This window comes from Streptomyces adelaidensis (assembly GCF_016598475.1).
In the GTDB taxonomy this organism is placed as follows: Bacteria; Actinomycetota; Actinomycetes; order Streptomycetales; family Streptomycetaceae; genus Streptomyces; species Streptomyces adelaidensis.
Map to the genome: position 1 here is coordinate 77,907 of NZ_JAEMUX010000004.1, position 15,520 is coordinate 93,426.

The 15,520-nt window shown below is 73.1% G+C and carries 10 protein-coding genes; 6 read left to right on the plus strand and 4 right to left on the minus strand.

Annotation, left to right across the window (positions count from 1 at the left end; all coding sequences use genetic code 11):
- The first annotated feature begins 9 nt into the window (after positions 1-9).
- The 5 genes from I8N67_RS03245 (at position 10) to I8N67_RS03265 (ending at position 8,478) form a co-directional block, all read left to right on the plus strand.
- Positions 10-4,341, plus strand: coding sequence for a glycoside hydrolase family 38 N-terminal domain-containing protein (locus I8N67_RS03245; RefSeq protein ID WP_200301020.1), 4,332 nt, complete (start codon positions 10-12; stop codon positions 4,339-4,341).
- Positions 4,338-4,991, plus strand: a complete 654-nt coding sequence (locus I8N67_RS03250) for a peptidyl-prolyl cis-trans isomerase (RefSeq protein ID WP_200301021.1) — start codon at positions 4,338-4,340, stop codon at positions 4,989-4,991. Before I8N67_RS03245 ends, I8N67_RS03250 begins: the two co-directional genes overlap by 4 nt.
- Positions 4,992-5,154: 163 nt before the next feature.
- On the plus strand, positions 5,155-6,528 hold the full coding sequence (locus I8N67_RS03255) for an extracellular solute-binding protein (RefSeq protein WP_200301022.1): 1,374 nt from the start codon (positions 5,155-5,157) through the stop codon (positions 6,526-6,528).
- A gap of 4 nt (positions 6,529-6,532) precedes the next feature.
- Positions 6,533-7,549 (plus strand): carbohydrate ABC transporter permease, encoded by a 1,017-nt coding sequence (locus I8N67_RS03260; RefSeq protein WP_200301023.1) that lies wholly within the window; start codon positions 6,533-6,535, stop codon positions 7,547-7,549.
- The gene (locus I8N67_RS03265) at positions 7,546-8,478 is read left to right on the plus strand and encodes a carbohydrate ABC transporter permease (protein ID WP_372443618.1); all 933 of its coding nucleotides are present in this window, start codon (positions 7,546-7,548) and stop codon (positions 8,476-8,478) included. The genes I8N67_RS03260 and I8N67_RS03265 overlap by 4 nt, the downstream gene beginning before the upstream one ends.
- Here I8N67_RS03265 and I8N67_RS03270 read toward each other — a convergent pair.
- Both I8N67_RS03270 and I8N67_RS03275 read right to left on the minus strand, forming a co-directional pair.
- On the minus strand, positions 8,442-10,748 hold the full coding sequence (locus I8N67_RS03270) for a glycoside hydrolase family 3 N-terminal domain-containing protein (RefSeq protein WP_200301024.1): 2,307 nt from the start codon (positions 10,746-10,748) through the stop codon (positions 8,442-8,444). The genes I8N67_RS03265 and I8N67_RS03270 overlap by 37 nt on opposite strands.
- A 54-nt stretch (positions 10,749-10,802) precedes the next feature.
- Positions 10,803-11,894: a BadF/BadG/BcrA/BcrD ATPase family protein gene (locus tag I8N67_RS03275; RefSeq protein ID WP_372443619.1), complete on the minus strand. Its 1,092-nt coding sequence runs from the start codon at positions 11,892-11,894 to the stop codon at positions 10,803-10,805.
- A 73-nt stretch (positions 11,895-11,967) separates the two neighbouring features.
- Between I8N67_RS03275 and I8N67_RS03280 the strand changes: the two genes are divergently transcribed.
- The gene (locus tag I8N67_RS03280; RefSeq protein WP_200301113.1) at positions 11,968-13,224 is read left to right on the plus strand and encodes a glycoside hydrolase 5 family protein; all 1,257 of its coding nucleotides are present in this window, start codon (positions 11,968-11,970) and stop codon (positions 13,222-13,224) included.
- A gap of 10 nt (positions 13,225-13,234) precedes the next feature.
- On the opposite strand, the gene I8N67_RS03285 is transcribed toward I8N67_RS03280, so the two are convergent.
- Together I8N67_RS03285 and I8N67_RS03290 are read right to left on the minus strand one after the other, a co-directional pair.
- A complete protein-coding gene (locus I8N67_RS03285; protein ID WP_200301026.1) occupies positions 13,235-14,728 on the minus strand; it encodes a glycoside hydrolase family 3 N-terminal domain-containing protein in 1,494 nt (497 codons plus the stop codon).
- 77 nt (positions 14,729-14,805) lie between these two features.
- The gene (locus I8N67_RS03290) at positions 14,806-15,441 is read right to left on the minus strand and encodes a DUF6629 family protein (protein ID WP_200301027.1); all 636 of its coding nucleotides are present in this window, start codon (positions 15,439-15,441) and stop codon (positions 14,806-14,808) included.
- Positions 15,442-15,520 lie beyond the last annotated feature (79 nt).

Genomic DNA, 15,520 nt, shown 5'->3' on the forward strand with positions numbered 1-15,520 from the left:
AGGAGCCCCATGCGTGTCATCTCTGTCGAGTCGACCGAGCTCTTCGTCGGGACGGAGGACCAGCCGCGTCAGGTGGTCGCCGTCGAGGTCGGGCACGAACCGGGCCGGGCGGTCCGGCTGAGCGTGGAGGGCGAGGGCGTCCGCAGCGTCGGGGAGGCCGGGGAGACCGTCGTCACCGTCGGTGCGGACGGGACCGTACGCGCCGAGATACCCGTGGTCAGCGATGGTCTCGCCGTCGGCGACCGCCGTGAGATCACGGTCACCGCCGTCGACGGGGACGGGGACGCGGATGGGGGGCAACTGGCCCGGCAGACCGCCGAGTTCACGGTCGCCGAGCCCGGCTGGACCATGTTCATGGTCAGCCACTTCCACTACGACCCCGTCTGGTGGAACACCCAGGCCGCCTACACCGAGACCTGGGACGTCGCCGACGATCCCGCCCTCACCGGGCTGCCCGCCCGGACCTTCGACTCGCGCGGCCAGTCCGGCATGAGTCTGGTGCGGGCCCACTGCGACCTGGCCCGGCGCGACCCGGCGTACACCTTCGTGCTCGCCGAGGTCGACTACCTCAAGCCGTACTGGGACGCCTTCCCCGAGGAGCGGGCCTTCCTGCGCCAGCTCATCCGCACCGGGCGGGTCGAGATCATGGGCGGCACCTACAACGAGCCCAACACCAACCTCACCGGTGCCGAGGCGACCATCCGCAACGCGCTGTACGGCGACGGCTTCCAGCGCGGGATCATCGGGGCCTCACCGGAGACGGCCTGGCAGCTGGACGCGTTCGGGCACGACCCGCAGTTCCCGGGGCTCATGGCGGACGCGGGCGTCACCTCCAGCTCGTGGGCGCGCGGGCCCTTCCACCAGTGGGGGCCGACCCTGTCGGTGTTCGGCGAGGAGCCCCGCGACCCCCAACGCATGCAGTTCCCGGCCGAGTTCAGCTGGATCGCCCCCTCCGGGCGCGGGCTGCTGACCGCGTACATGGTCAACCACTACGGTGCCGGCTGGGCCATCGACAACGCGCCCACGCTGCCCGAGGCGGAGGCCGCCGCGCTCAAGCTCTTCCGGGGGCTGAAGAAGGTCGCGCTCACCCGCAACGTGCTGCTGCCGGTCGGCGGCGACTACGCCCCGCCGTGCCGCTGGGTGATGGGCATCCACCGCGACTGGAACGCCCGTTACGTCTGGCCGCGCTTCATCAGCGGCATCCCCCGGGACTTCTTCGCCGCCGTACGCGGCGAGCTGGAGCGGGAGGGGCGCACCGCGTCCCCGCAGACCCGGGACATGAACCCGGTCTACACCGGCAAGGACGTCTCCTACATCGACACCAAGCAGGCCCAGCGGTACGGCGAGGCGCTGCTCGCCGACGCCGAGGCCTGGGCGACCCTCGCCTCCCTCACCGCCGGACACTCCTATCCGGACGCGGCGCTCGACAAGGCGTGGCGGCAGCTGATCTACGGCGCCCACCACGACGCGATCACCGGCTCCGAGTCGGACCAGGTCTACATCGACCTGCTCACCGGCTGGCGGGAGCTGTACGACCTGGCCCAGGCCGTGCACGCCGACGCCACCCAGGCCCTCGCCGACCGGGTCGTCGCCCTGCCGGGCGACAGCCCCGACCTGGTCGTCTTCAACTCCGCGACCTGGCGGCGGGGGGACGTACTGACCGTCGCCGACCCCGGCCTGGTCCCGCTGGACCACACCGGGCTGCCGCTGCCGGCCGTGCGCGAGGACGGCGAACTGCGGGTCGTCGTACCGGACGTGCCCGGCATGGGCCTCAAGGCGCTCTCCCTCGCGGAGGGTTCGGTCGCCGGCTGGACGGCCGGTGAGGGAGCCACGATCCGCAACGAGTTCTACGAGGTGACGGTCGACCCCGCGCGCGGCGGCGGCGTCAGCAGCCTGCGCGCGCTCACCGAGGCCGGCGGCGGCCGGGAGTTGCTGCGCGCCGGGGACATCGGCAACGAGCTGGTGGTGCAGGAGGAGTATCCGAGGCATCCGCGCTTCGGCGAGGGCCCCTGGCACCTCACCCCCACGGGTACGACCGCCGCCCGCAGCCGGGACGTGACAGCTGACATCGATGTCGAGCACTCGGCGGCCGGCTCCCGTATCACCGTCCGCGCCGACCTGGGCCTTTTCCGGTACACCCAGCGGCTCACGCTGTGGGCGGGCGTCGACCGGCTGGACGTGACGACGACCGTCGACGGCTACGACGGCGCCGACCGGCTGATCCGGGTGCGCTGGCCCTCCGACGTACGCGGCGGGCTGCCGGTGCACGAGGTCGCGGACGCGGTGATCGGGCGCGGCTTCGGCTTCGTGGAGGTGGACAGCGAGCAGTTCCCGTGGACGCTGGACAACCCCGCGAACACCTGGTTCGGGCTCGGCTCCACGGCCCGCGTCGCCGTCCACGACGACACCGGGGCGCTGCTCGGGCACCGGTCGATCGGCGTCGCCGAGCTGGTCTTCAGCGGCTGGGACACCGCCGGCGAACTGGGCACCCCGCTCGCCGCGGCCCTGGTGCGCACGGGCGTCACGGCCACCTCGACGATCGCGGGCGGCCCGCGCTACGGCGACCTGGAGATCGACTCCAACCTGCCCGACATCCGGATCGCCGTCGGCGGCCCGGAACGCAACACCCTGGTCGCCGAGGCCCTCGGCTGGGACCCGGCCGCCGCCCGCGAACTGCGCCGCCAGCTCGCCGAGAACGGCCTCGCCGCCGTCTGGGTGGCCCCCCGCGCCTCGCTCCGCGAGGAATGGGTGCCCGGCGCCGACCTGCGCGACCTGGAGCGGCTGCCGCTGCTCGTGGTCGCGGGCGCCCGCCCCGAGGACGACGCCAAGGCCGTGGACGCGCTGATCTCCGACCTGGACGACGCGACCGTGCGGGCCACGGCGGCGGGGGGTGGCGAGGCGCTGCCGCCGGGTGACGCCTGGGACGGGCGGGGCTTCGCGATCCTCAACCGGGGCACGCCGGGCTGCGTGGTCACCTCCTCCGGCGACCTCTACATGTCGTTGATGCGGTCCTGCACCGGCTGGCCCTCCGGCATCTGGGTCGACCCGCCCCGGCGCACCGCCCCCGACGGCTCCGGCTTCCAGTTGCAACGTTGGTCGCACACCTTCGAGTACGCGGTCGTCGCGGGAGAGGGCGACTGGCGCGATCTGGGCTGGCCGCGCGCCGGACACGCCTTCAACCGCCCGCTCACGGCCCGGCTGCGGGAGCCCGAACATCCGCTGACCGCACGGCTGCGGGGGCCCGCCGGGACGCCGGCCGACCTGCCGAGGACCGTGGCCCTGCTGGCGCTGGAGCCCGAGGGCCGGGTGCTGCTGGACGCGCTGAAGCCGGCCGGGTCCCCTCTGGCCCGGGGCGGTACGGCCCCGGCGGACCCCGCGCGCGGGGTGGTCGTACGGGCGCACGAGGTGGACGGACGGCCGGTGCGGGCGCGGCTGACGGGGCCCTCGGCATGGGCGGAGGGCGGTCGGGCGGACGTACTGGAGCGGCCCGGCGAGGCCCTGGCGCCCGGCGCGGACGGTGTGCTGGAGCTGGACCTGACGGGTTTCGAGGTGGCCACCGTGCTGGCCTCGCCGGTCGGCGGACGGCCCGCCGAGGGGCCCGGCGTGGCCGCGTACGAGCCCGCGCAGCCGGTGCACACCCGGTACTGGCTGCACAACTCCGGGCCCGCGCCCCGGGGGAACATGCCCGTGGCCGTCTATCTCTCGCCGGCCGCGCTCACCGCCGACGGCCCGGTCACCGCGACGGTCCGCGTCTCCTCCGAGCTGACCGACACGCCCGTGTCGGGCACGGTCGCCCTGGACGTGCCGTCCGGCTGGACCGCCGAGCCAGCCGAACTGACGTACGCGCTCGGCCCCGGGGGCTTCACGCTCACCGAGGTCACCGTGACGCCCCCGCCGGACCCGCTGCCCGGCCGGTACCGGCTCGCCGCGCGGCTGACCTACGGCGGGCAGTCGTTCGAGGACGTGGTCGCGCTGGACGTGCCGGGCGGGGCGGTGGAGGGCGAGCCCGACGGGCGGACCGGGCCGAGTCTCGTGCTGGAACTGGGCGCCGCCCGGGTCGAGGTGCGCCGGGGTGAGCGTGTGCGCGTACCTGTCCAGGTCCGGAACACGACCCGGGGGCCGGTGAGCGGAACGCTCTGGGCGCTGTCGTCCTGGGGGACGTGGGCCGGCGTCGGACCCGGCTGCCAGGGGTTCACCCTCGCGGCCGGGGAGAGCGCGGACCACCTGGTCGAGGTGGACGGCTCTGCGGTGGAGCCGGGCTCGTACTGGCTGATGGCGAAGGCAGGCTGGCACGGCTGTGTGGCCTACACGGAGGCGGTCGTACTGGAGGTGACGCGATGAACTCCCCGGGCGAGCCCTCCGCGCCGGGCCGGCACGCGGTGCTGGTGGGTGGTGAAGTCATCCCCGAGGAGCGCGTGGAGGCCGTGTTGGAGGCGGTGCCCGCGCGGGATCGGGAGGCGCGGCCGCAGGGGCGGGCTCGGGCGGAGCGGCAGCGGCGGCGGTGGGCCACGCAGGTCGTGGTCGCCGACGAGCTGGCGCGCCGGGCCTGCGCCGCGCGCGGTCTCGCGCCGCCGGCCGGGGCGGCCCCGGCCGGGGCGCTCGCGGTGTCCGGGACCGAGGTCGCCGACCTGGGCAGCATCATCGCCGTGGCCCTCGCTCACTCCCCCGCCGCCCGGGCCCTGCTCGCGGCCCTGGAGACCGAGCAGAGGGTGCCGGAGATGGCCGTACGGGCCTACTACGAGCGCAATCCGGACCGTTTCCTCACCGCGGAGGCGCTGCGGCGGGGCGTCGATCCGTACGGCGGGGCGGGGCCGGGGGACTTCCTGCCGTACGACGAGATCCATGACGACGTGGTGCGGGAGTTGCGGCGGGCGATGGGCCGGCAGGCCTTCTTCGACTGGCTGGACCGGGCGCGGGCCGACGTGGAGTACGCGCCGGGGCACGAGCATCCGGGCGACCCGTCCCACCCTGACCACGAGCACCGGCACTGAACGCGCCGGAAACGGCCCGGAACCGAAAAGCAACACGGCAAGGCATTGACCTCCGATGAATTCTGGTCCACATTTTCATCAATCGGAGTCCTAGTTGGTGATTTGAACCAGCAGCCCGGCCCCCAGCAGCGTGGTCGGCGGCTGACTCATCGCAGGAGGCAACATGCGTGCGAGAAGACTGACCGGATGCGTGGCGGGCGTCATCGCCCTCACCCTGACCGCCGCCGGCTGCGGCCTGTCGGGCGGCGGCTCCGACAGCGGGGACGCCACCGCCGGCGGCTGCAAGGTCGACGAGGGCAACGTCGGTTCGGGGAAGATCACCGGGGACGTCAAGGGGAAGATCACCTTCCAGACGACCAATCTGAAGAAGGACTTCGGGGACTACTTCAACGGCATCATCAAGGCCTTCGAGAAGGCCCACCCCGACACCACCGTGAAGTGGGTCGACGACCCGGGCGACGCCACCTTCACCCAGCGCCTCGTCGCGGACGCGCAGGGCTGCACGCTGCCGGACGTGGTGAACATCAACGTCAACACGGCGATCGCGCTCACCAAGAGCGGTTATCTCCTGGACCTGGACAAGAAGGCCCCGGACGCGGGGAAGCCGTTCACCGAGTCGATGTGGAAGTCGAGCATGTACGCGGACTCCACCGACACCAAGGTGCACAGTGTGCTGCCCTGGTACTCCGGCGGCATCGCGCAGACCTTCAACATCGATCTGATGAAGAAGGCGGGCCTGGATCCCGCCAAACCTCCGACGACCGTGCTCGGCCTGTTCGACGACGCCCAGAAGATAGCCGAGGCCTCGGACGGCAAGTACTACGCCTTCCTCGCCAACCCGCAGCTGCGCATCCCGGCCGACTGGCAGCAGATGGACATCCAGGTCCTGACCCCCGACGGCAAGAAGTTCACCTTCGCCGACGACCCGAAGACCACGCAGTGGGTCGAGGCCATGACGAAGCTCTACAAGAGCGGCGGCATGCCCCGCGACTCGCTCTCCTCCACCCAGGACCCGGCCAACGTCTACGGTCAGGGCAAGCTGGTCTACGGCCCCACCAACCCCAACTTCCTGCGCTTCATCCAGCAGAACAACCCGAGCGTCTACAAGGAGACCGGGGTCGCCCGCTTCATGCTGGACGACCTGGGCCACACCGTGGGCGCCCCGCAGTACATCGGGGTCGCGTCCACCAGCGAGAACGCCGCCACCGCGCTGTCCTTCGCCCAGTTCCTGACCAACGCGAAGAACCAGCTGGAGTGGGCGAAGGACCCCAACGTGGTCATCTTCCCCTCCACCACGGAATCGTTGAACGACCCGTTCTTCCAGTCGGTCGAGGGCAGTGACCCCTTCGCCGAGGCCCGCAAGATCGTGGCCAGCGACCGCAAGACCGCCACAGCCGACGAGATCGCCCTCACCCCCGGTGAGCTGAACGCCATCTCGGCCCAGATCCAGCTGGCCATGCAGGGCAAGAAGAGCGCCCAGGACGCCCTCGACGAGGCCCAGAAGAAGGCCAACGAGCTGATCGAGCAGGGCAGCTGACCCTATGACCACCCTCTCTCCCCCCACCAAGGGATCGGGGGTCGCGGTTCCCCGCGACCCCCGTCCCGGGGAACCGAACGGCGGGCGCCGCCTGCTGCGGGCCATCAGGCCGGGCCCCTCCGCCGACGCGGGCGGCGCCGCGCTCTACCGCCGCTGGTGGCTGCCGTGGCTGTGGATGTCACCGGCGATCATCGGCGTCACCGTCTTCGGCGTGTACCCCTTCCTCAACACGCTGCTGCTGTCCTTCACCGACGCCAAGCCGCTCGGCGGCGCCGCGTCCTTCGTGGGCCTGGACAACTACACGCGGATGCTGGGCGACTCCGACTTCTGGCTCGCCACCCGCAACAGCGTGCTGTACGCGCTGATCGTGGTCCCTCTGATGGTGCTGCTGCCGCTGACGCTGGCCGTGCTGGTGGAGAAGAACCTGCCCGGCATCGGCTTCTTCCGCTCCGCCTTCTACACCCCGGTCCTCGCCTCCAGCGTGGTCGTCGGCCTGAGCTGGCAGTGGCTGCTCAGCGATCAGGGCCTGGTCAACACCTGGCTGCAGAAGGCCCACATCATCCGCGAGGCCATCCCCTTCCTCTCGGACTCCTGGCTGATCCTGATCTGCGCGATGGGCCTGACCCTGTGGAAGGGCCTCGGCTGGTACATGATCTTCTACCTGGCCGCGCTGGGGAACGTGGCCAAGGAACTGCACGAGGCCGCCTCGGTCGACGGCGCGGGCGCGATCCGCCGCTTCTGGCACATCACCATGCCCGGCGTGCGCACCTCGATGATGCTCGTCGGCACCCTCACCGGTATCGGCTCGCTGCGGGTGTTCACCGAGATCTACATGCTCGGCGGCTCCACCGGCGGCCCCGGCGGCGCCGACCGCACCCTCCCCTTCTACATCCGGGACGTCGCCCTCGACCCGCTCACCGGCAACGCCGGGTACGGCTCGGCCGTCAGCGTCGCCCTCTTCGTACTCACCCTGGGCCTCACGCTGCTCGCGCAGCGCCTGACGAAGGAGGACGAGTCATGACGACGGCCGTGACCGACCCGGCCTCCGCCGCTTCCGAGGCCTCGGAGGCCGCCGAGGCTCCCCCGGCGAAACGGCGGCGCCTGATGCCGCGCTGGCGGGACTACGGCCGGCCGCGCGAACTCATCGTCCGCTACCTGCTGTTGCTCTTCGTCCTCGGCATCACCATCGGCCCGCTGGTGTGGCAGCTGCTGTCGTCGCTGAAGGGCGTCGGCGAGGACGTGTTCGGCCCGAACGCCTCTCTCTTCCCCAGCGATCCGACCCTGCGCGCCTACCGCGAGGTGTTCGCCCAGGTCCCGGTGTGGACGTACATCCGCAACAGTGTGGCCGTCGCCCTGCTGTCGATCACGAGTCAGCTGGTCTTCTCCACGCTCGCCGGCTACATGCTCTCCAAGCCCAGCTGGAAGGGCAAAAAGCTGGTCTGGGTGCTGTTGATGGCGTCCATGATGTTCCCCTTCGAGTCGATCATGGTGTCGCTGTTCCTCAGCATCCGTGACCTCGGCCTGGTCGACAACGTGGTCGGTGTCTGGCTGCCCGGCTTCGTCGCCGCCATCAACGTCCTCATCATGCGGGCCGCGTTCCTCGCCGTGCCGCGCGAGATCGAGGACGCGGCGATGCTGGACGGGGCGGGCGAGTGGAAGCGGTTCCGGTATCTGTATCTGCCGTCCGCGTGGGGAGCGATCCTCGTCGTCACCATCAACACCTTCATCAGCGCCTGGGACGACTTCCTCTGGCCCCTGATCGTGCTGCGCACGGAGGACCACTTCACCCTCACCCTGGGCCTCTCCCGGCTGCAGTCCTCCTCCTTCGGCTACGACCAGCGGATCGTCATGGCGGGCTCGGTGATCTCCGTGATCCCGGTGCTGGTGCTGTTCGTGATCACACAGCGGTGGTTCTACAAGGGGGTGTCCTCCGGGGCGGTCAAGCTCTGATCGAGCACGAGCGGTACGACCGTGAGCGCCTCCCGCGCGGACCGCGCGACCCGGATCTCCACCGCCTCCGGCACCACCACGGACTCCAAGTCGGCGCCGACCAGCGACAGTTGGTCGGCGCCGAGGCGTATCGCGACCGTACGGCATTCCCCCGGGGCGAGATCCACGCCGCGGAACGCCCGCAGTTCGAGCGTGCGCGGCCACACGGGCGTACGCAGCCTGCGGATGTACAGCTGGACGACGCTGCGGCCGGGCCGCGTACCGGTGTTGGTGACGTCGACCTCGACGGTGCACCCGGCCAGGCGGGGCGGACCGTGGTCGAAGGCCGTGTACGACAGCCCGTGCCCGAAGGAGAAGAGTGGCCCGGCGTCGCCGTCGACGTAGGAGCCGTACTCGGTGTCCTTGTGGTTGTAGTAGGCGGGAAGTCGGTCCGCCGAGCGCGGGACGGAGACCGGGAGGCGCCCGACGGGTTCGGTGAGCCCGAGGAGCACCTCGGCGATCGCCCGGCCGCCCCACGGGCCCGGATACCAGGCGGTGAGCAGCGCGGCGGCCCGGTCCGCCGCCTCCGGGACGGCGTGCGGGCGGCCCTGGACGAGGACGACGACGGTGGGCGTGCCGGTGGCGGTGACCGCGTCCAGCAACGCGTGCTGGGCCTCCCCCAGCCGCAGCCCGGCGAGGTCGACGCCCTCACCGCAGGTCATCTCGGACACCACCGTCCGCGCGGCCCCGTTGGCGTCGAACTCCGTGTCGGGGGTACGGGCGCTGCTGCCGCCCAGCACGAGCACGGCCAGGTCGGCCGCGACGGCTTCGGCGATCGCGGCCGGGACGCCGCTGCGGTCGGCGCCGGTGAGGGCCGCGCCCGGTGTGTGGCGGACGTCCGTGCCGGCCGGGGCGAGGCGGCGTAGTGCGTCGAGGACGCTCTCGCCGGTGCCGGGGCGCTGCGGGGCGGTGTAGTCGCCGAGTTGGTGGGCGATGGTGGCGGCGTGCGGGCCGAGCACGGCGATACGGCGTACCGAGGGCCCGATGGGCAGGACGCCGGCCGGGTTGTGGAGGAGGGTGACGCAGGCGCGGGCGAGGTCGGTGCTCAGGCTGCGCCCGGCGTGCTCGGGGACGGACGCGCGTCGCGTGTACGGGTGCTCGAAGAGGCCGAGGCGGAACTTCAGGCGCAGTACGCGGGCGACGGCCGTGTCCAGGGCGGCCTCGCTCACCAGGCCCCGTTCGACGGCCTCCTCCAGGTGGGTGAAGCCCTCGTCCCAGAGGCTGAGGTCGACGCCGGCGTGCAGCGCGAGCGCGCCCGCGGACACCTTGTCACCGGTGATGCGGGCGAGGCGGTCCACGGCGAGCCCGTCGGCCATGACCAGGCCCTCGAAGCCCCAGCGGTCCCGGAGCAGTCCGGTGAGCAGGGCGCGGTTGCCGGAGCAGGGCACGCCGTCGACCTCGTTGTACGCGGCCATGACGGCGGCGGCGCCGGCCCGGACCCCGGCGCGGGCGGCCGGGAGGTGGATCTCGTGCAGTTCGCGCAGGCCGAGTTCGGACTCGGCGGAGTTGCGGCCGCCGACGGTGGCGCCCTGACCGGCGAAGTGCTTGAGGACGACGGGGGTGCGGTCGGCGGCGAAGTACTCGCCCGGCGCACCCTGCATGCCGTGCACCAGGGCCTCGGTGAGCCGGGCGGCCAGGTACGGGTCCTCGCCGAAGCACTCCTCGGTACGGCCCCAGCGTGGGTCCCGGGCGATGTCCAGTGCGGAGACGAGGGCGACGTGGCCGCCTCTGGCGCGCAGTTCGGCGGCGGCGTGGGCGGCGGCCCGCTCGTACAGGCCGGGGTCCCAGGTGGCGCCGACGGCCAGGTTGACGGGGAGGACCGTGCCGTCGAGGGCCATGTGACCGTGCGGCATCTCCTCGACGAACAGGGCGGGGATGCGGAGTCGGCTGCGTTCCAGGACATGGCGCTGGACCAGGTCGGCGAGGTCTGCGCTGTCCGTCGCGTCGGGTCCCGAGCCGTGGTCCACGCCGGACCAGGCGTCGGCGCGCATCAGGCCGTAGAGGGCGCCGAGGCCCGCGAAGCGCTCCGTCTCGGCGTACAGGGCCTCGGTGAGTGCGAAGTGCCCGTCCGGGGTGCGGCGGTAGGCGCCCCAGCCGTACATGCGCTGGTTGAGCTGGCCGGCCTTCTCGCGTGGGGTCATACGGGAGAGGAGGTCGCGGACTCGGGTGTCGAGGGGGGCGGCCGGGTCGAGGTAGGGGTGCGAGACAGTTGCCTGGTTCTGAGGGGACATGAAGTCGTCCTTCCTGCCTCAGCGGCCGGTGCGGTGGGCTCAGGTGGTGTGGGCTCAGATGGCGTGGTCGAGGCGGGCCAGGGCCACGGCGCCCGGGGAGCCGTCCGAGACCGGGGTGATCGCGAGGGCGAGGGGGGCCAGGCGTTCGGTCAGGGGGATCAGCAGGGGGCCGTCGGGGGCGAGGAGGCCGCCGGTGACGACGAGGGGTTCGCCGGGGCGCGGGGCGAGTGCCGCCACGGTGTCGGCGAGGCGGCGGGCCGCCTCGTGCAGAATCCGCGTGGCGACGGCGTCCTTCTCCTCTGCGGCGCGGACGACCAGGGGCGCGTGGTCGGCGAGCCGGACCGGCGGCCGGTCCATCACGGCGGGCAGCAGACGCTCGCGGTAGGCGGCGCGCGAGGCCGCGCTCCAGGGGGCGGCGTCCGTGCCGCCGTGGCACGGGGCCGCGTCCGTGCCGCCGTAGTCCTGCGGGGGAAGGATCTCCGTCGGCAGGCCGAGTGCCCGGCCGACCGTGAGGGCGAGCGCGGTGGGCCCGCTGCGGCCGTCGGCGGCCCGCAGGACCGCCCGTACGGCGGCGCGGCCGATCCAGAAGCCGCCGCCGTCGTCGCCGAGGAGCCAGCCGTCGCCGCCGGAGGTCGCGGCCGGCACCCGTGCGTCGATCCGGGCGGCGACCGCGCCGGTGCCGGCCACCAGGACGAGGCCGTCGGCGGGGTGGCCGGGGGCGGCGGCGAACGCGGTCTCGATGTCGCTGTGGACACCGACCTCGGCGGCGGTGACGCCCACCCGGGCGAGCGCGGCGGCCAGCGCCGCCTGTGCGCGTACCCGGCCGGGCTCGTCGGCGGCCTGTCCCCCGTGGCCGGTACCGGCGAACCCGCCCGCCACCGCGACCACCCGCCCGCGCAACGGTTCGGGCACGGCCCGCGCGAGGGCCTCTGCGAGGTGGTCGGCGAGCACCGGGCCGGGCACGGTGAGTGCGTTGCCCGGCCCGGACGTGCCCTCGCCCAGGGTGCGGCCGTCACCCAGGTCGGCCAGGACGGCACGGGTGCGGGTGCCGCCGGCGTCGATGCCGACCACCAGCGCCGGGGCGGCTCTGGAGAGCGACGCGGCCGACGCCCGGGCAGCCGGGGAATCCGCGGAAGCTTGGTTCAAATCACTATTCATTGTCGTCCATGGTGGTTGATACATTCGCCGGAGACAAGGTCCAACTCTTGAGGAGGCCGCCATCGACACGCCGCCCTCGCCCGCGCCCGCACTCCGCTTCGGAGTGAACTACACCCCACGCAGAGGCTGGTTCCACGCCTGGCACGACTTCGATCCGGGGCTCACGCGCGAGGACCTGGAACAGATCGCCGGGCTGGGCCTGGACCACGTCCGGGTCTTCCATCTGTGGCCCCTGCTCCAGCCCAACCGCACCCTGGTCCGCGCATCGGCCGTCGACCAGCTGGTCCGCCTGGTGGACCTGGCGGGCGAATGCGGCCTGGACGTCGTCGTCGACGGCGTGCAGGGCCATCTGTCGAGCTTCGACTTCTACCCGGAGTGGACGCGCGGCTGGCACCACCGCAACGTGTTCACGGACCCCGGGGCCATCGAGGCGCAGGCGCTGCTCCTGCACACGCTGGGCCGCGCCCTGACCGGCCATCCCCACCTCATCGGCCTCCAGCTCGGCAACGAGCTCAACAACCTGGTCGAGCACAACCCGGTGTCACCGGCCGAGGTGGACCACTACCTGGACACCCTGCTGGCCGCCGCGCGGGACGGGCTCGGCGAGTACGGCGGCCTGGTCACGCATTCGGCGTACGACGCCGCCTGGTACGGCGACGACCACCCCTTCACCCCCGAGGCCTCGGCCCGCAAGGGCGACCTGACCACGGTCCACCCCTGGGTCTTCTCCGCCGACTGCGCCCGCCGCTACGGCCCACGCTCCCCGCAGACGCACCATCTCGCGGAGTACGGCACGGAGCTGGCCGTCGCCTACGCCACGGACCCGGCCCGCCCGGTCTGGGTCCAGGAGACCGGGGCGCCCGAGCCGCACATCCCGGCCGCCGACGCCCCCGACTTCGCCCGCGCGACCCTCCGCAACGCGGCCGGCTGCGCACAGCTGTGGGGCGTCACCTGGTGGTGCTCCCACGACGTCGACCGCTCCCTGGCCGACTTCCCCGAACTGGAGTACACCCTGGGTCTCTTCGACTCCGCCGGCCGTCCCAAGCCGATCGCCGACGCCCTCTCCACGACGGTGGCCGAGCTCCGCACCGCCGCCGCCCCGTCCGTTCCCCGTACGACGGCCCTGGTCCTCGACTGCACCCCGTCCACCCGCTCGGTCTCCGGCCCGGGCGGCGCCTTCTTCGAGGCCTGGATGCGCCTGCGGGAGGAGGGCACCCGCCCGGCGGTGGTCCTGGCGGAGCGGGCGAAGGACACGGCGTATCTCGCGGCGAGGGGGATCACGGAGCTGGTCGAGGGGAGCGACGTGCGCATCCCCTGACGGCCGGAGGTCAGGGTGTCCGCCCCGTCAGGATCTCGGCCACCGCCCCCAGGTTGACCCGCCCCCTGCCGTGCGCGCACACCGCGGCGCCGGGTTCCGGCAAGCCGGTGGAGACCGGTAGCGCGTCCGGGCGTGCGGTCAGGAGCGCGTCCCGCAGGCGCCCCTGCCAGGGGTACAGCTCGGCGTCGCACACGGCGACGACCAGCGGCCGCCCGGCCGCGGCCCGCAGCGCCTGAGCCACGACGGCGCCGGTGTCGTCCGGTTCTCCGGCGACCGCCGTGCCCGTGGCCGTCGGGTCGAGGGCGCGGATCTCGGTCAGGAGGTCCTCGCCGCCCCAGTTGAGGGCGGGGTGCGGGGCCGGGAAGAGGTCGACGACATGGGCGCCCGGCACCGGTTCCGGCACGGGCCCGCCGCGCCGGACGGCCCGCCGCGCCGCCGCCGGCCCGGCGTCCGCGTCCCACGGCGCCGCCTCGCCCGGCCGGTACGGCACCGCGTACCGCAGCGCGAGCCGCCGTACCCGTGCCGCGGCCTCGGTCACGCGCTCCTCGGCCAGTTCGCCCGTCAGCAGGGCGTCGAGCACGGCGTCCCGGCAGGCGAGGGTGACCTCCGGATCCGGCACGGCGACGATGACCTGGTCCGCCCCGGCGGCGAGCGCGAGCCGGGCGCCGGCCGCCTCGCCGTAGCGGTCGGCGATGGCCTTCATCTCCAGCGCGTCGCTCACCAGGACGCCGTCGAAGCCGAGTTCGCCGCGCAACAGGTCGGAGAGGATGCGCGGGCTGAGGGTGGCGGGCAGGTCCGGGTCGAGGGCCGGGAACACCACATGGGCGCTCATCAGCATGGGCACGCCCGCGTCGACGGCGGCCCGGAAGGGCGCGAGATCGAGCCGGTCGTACGGCCGTGGGTCGACCGCGAGCTCGTGGTGGCTGTCCGTGACGGTCCCGCCGTGACCGGGGAAGTGTTTGGCGCAGGAGGCCACGCCACGCGCCTCGGTGGCCTCGATCCAGGCACGCAGATGCCGCGAGACCAGCTCGGGGTCGCCGCCGAAGGCCCGGGTGCGCACGATCGGGTTCTCGGGCCGGCTCTGTACGTCGGCGACCGGGGCGTACGAGGCCGTGATGCCGAGCGAGAGCAGATGTCCGGCGAGGGCGTCGGCGCACGCGGCGGTGAGCCTCGGGTCGTCGGCGACGCCGAGCGCCCAGGAGCCGGGCACCTCGGGGGCGCCGGCGGCCACCAGGTGGCCGATGCCGCCGCCCTCGTTGTCGATGGCCACCAGCAGGTCCGGGCGCAGTCCCCGTAGCGTGCCGGTGAGTTCGCGGACCTGGTCGGCGTCGCGGACGTTGCGGGTGAAGAGGATGACCCCGCCCAGTCCACGGTCGATGAGCCGTTTCAGGGTGTCGGGGACGGTCGTCGTACCGTCGAAGCCCGCGACGAGGCAGCGGTGGGCTGCCTCGTCGAGGGCCGCGGGGAGGACCGGGCCGAGCGGCCCGGCGGCGGAGTGTGTCACCCCTGGAATCCTCTGGCTGACCAAGCCTTAAGTCAACAGTTGGGTGGATGAATGATTCACCAAGGCGGGCAAGGGCGTCACGGGACGGCGTGATGCGAGGAGACCGCCCGCCGTGCGCGCACCCAGCCGAGGAGGACCGCCGAGCAGAGGGCGGCGAGGGCGCACCAGGTCGAGATGAACTCCAGTCGCCACAGGATCCAGCAGACCAGGGCACCGACGGCGGCCAGGGCCCCGAGCAGTACGAGGCGCCGGTCGCCCGAGAGCAGGAGGGAGCCGACCGTGGCGAGGAGGTAGCCCGCGACGAGGAGGCCAGGATGGGAGAGGCCGAGTGTGTAGCCGACGGTGCGGCCGCGGATCTCGGCGGTCACCGGACCGGTGGCCAGGGCGTGGGCGAGCAGCGCGGCCGTCGCGACTCCGACGCCGAGCAGGACGGTGAGCCGGGTCCGGACACGGGGCGGGGCCGCGCACCACACGCCCACGGGCACCCAGACGGCCAGCAGCGGCAGCGCGATGACGGCCCAGGCGACGGTGGCCGGTCCGCTGCCGCCGCCCGAGGACCAGACCGCCGACTCCACGATCTGATGCGCCCCGAGCAGCAACGGCAGCGCCGCGAGCGGCAGATCCCGGCCGTCGCGCACCTGCGCCACACAGGCCACCCCGACGACTCCGACGCAGACACCAGCCACGAGATCGGCCGTCGCACTCCAACACATCACGCCACCACGGGGTCGACCGCCGTAGGCATCTGGCTCCCTGACGTCTGACAGCTGAATATCGGGCATCGGCATCGGC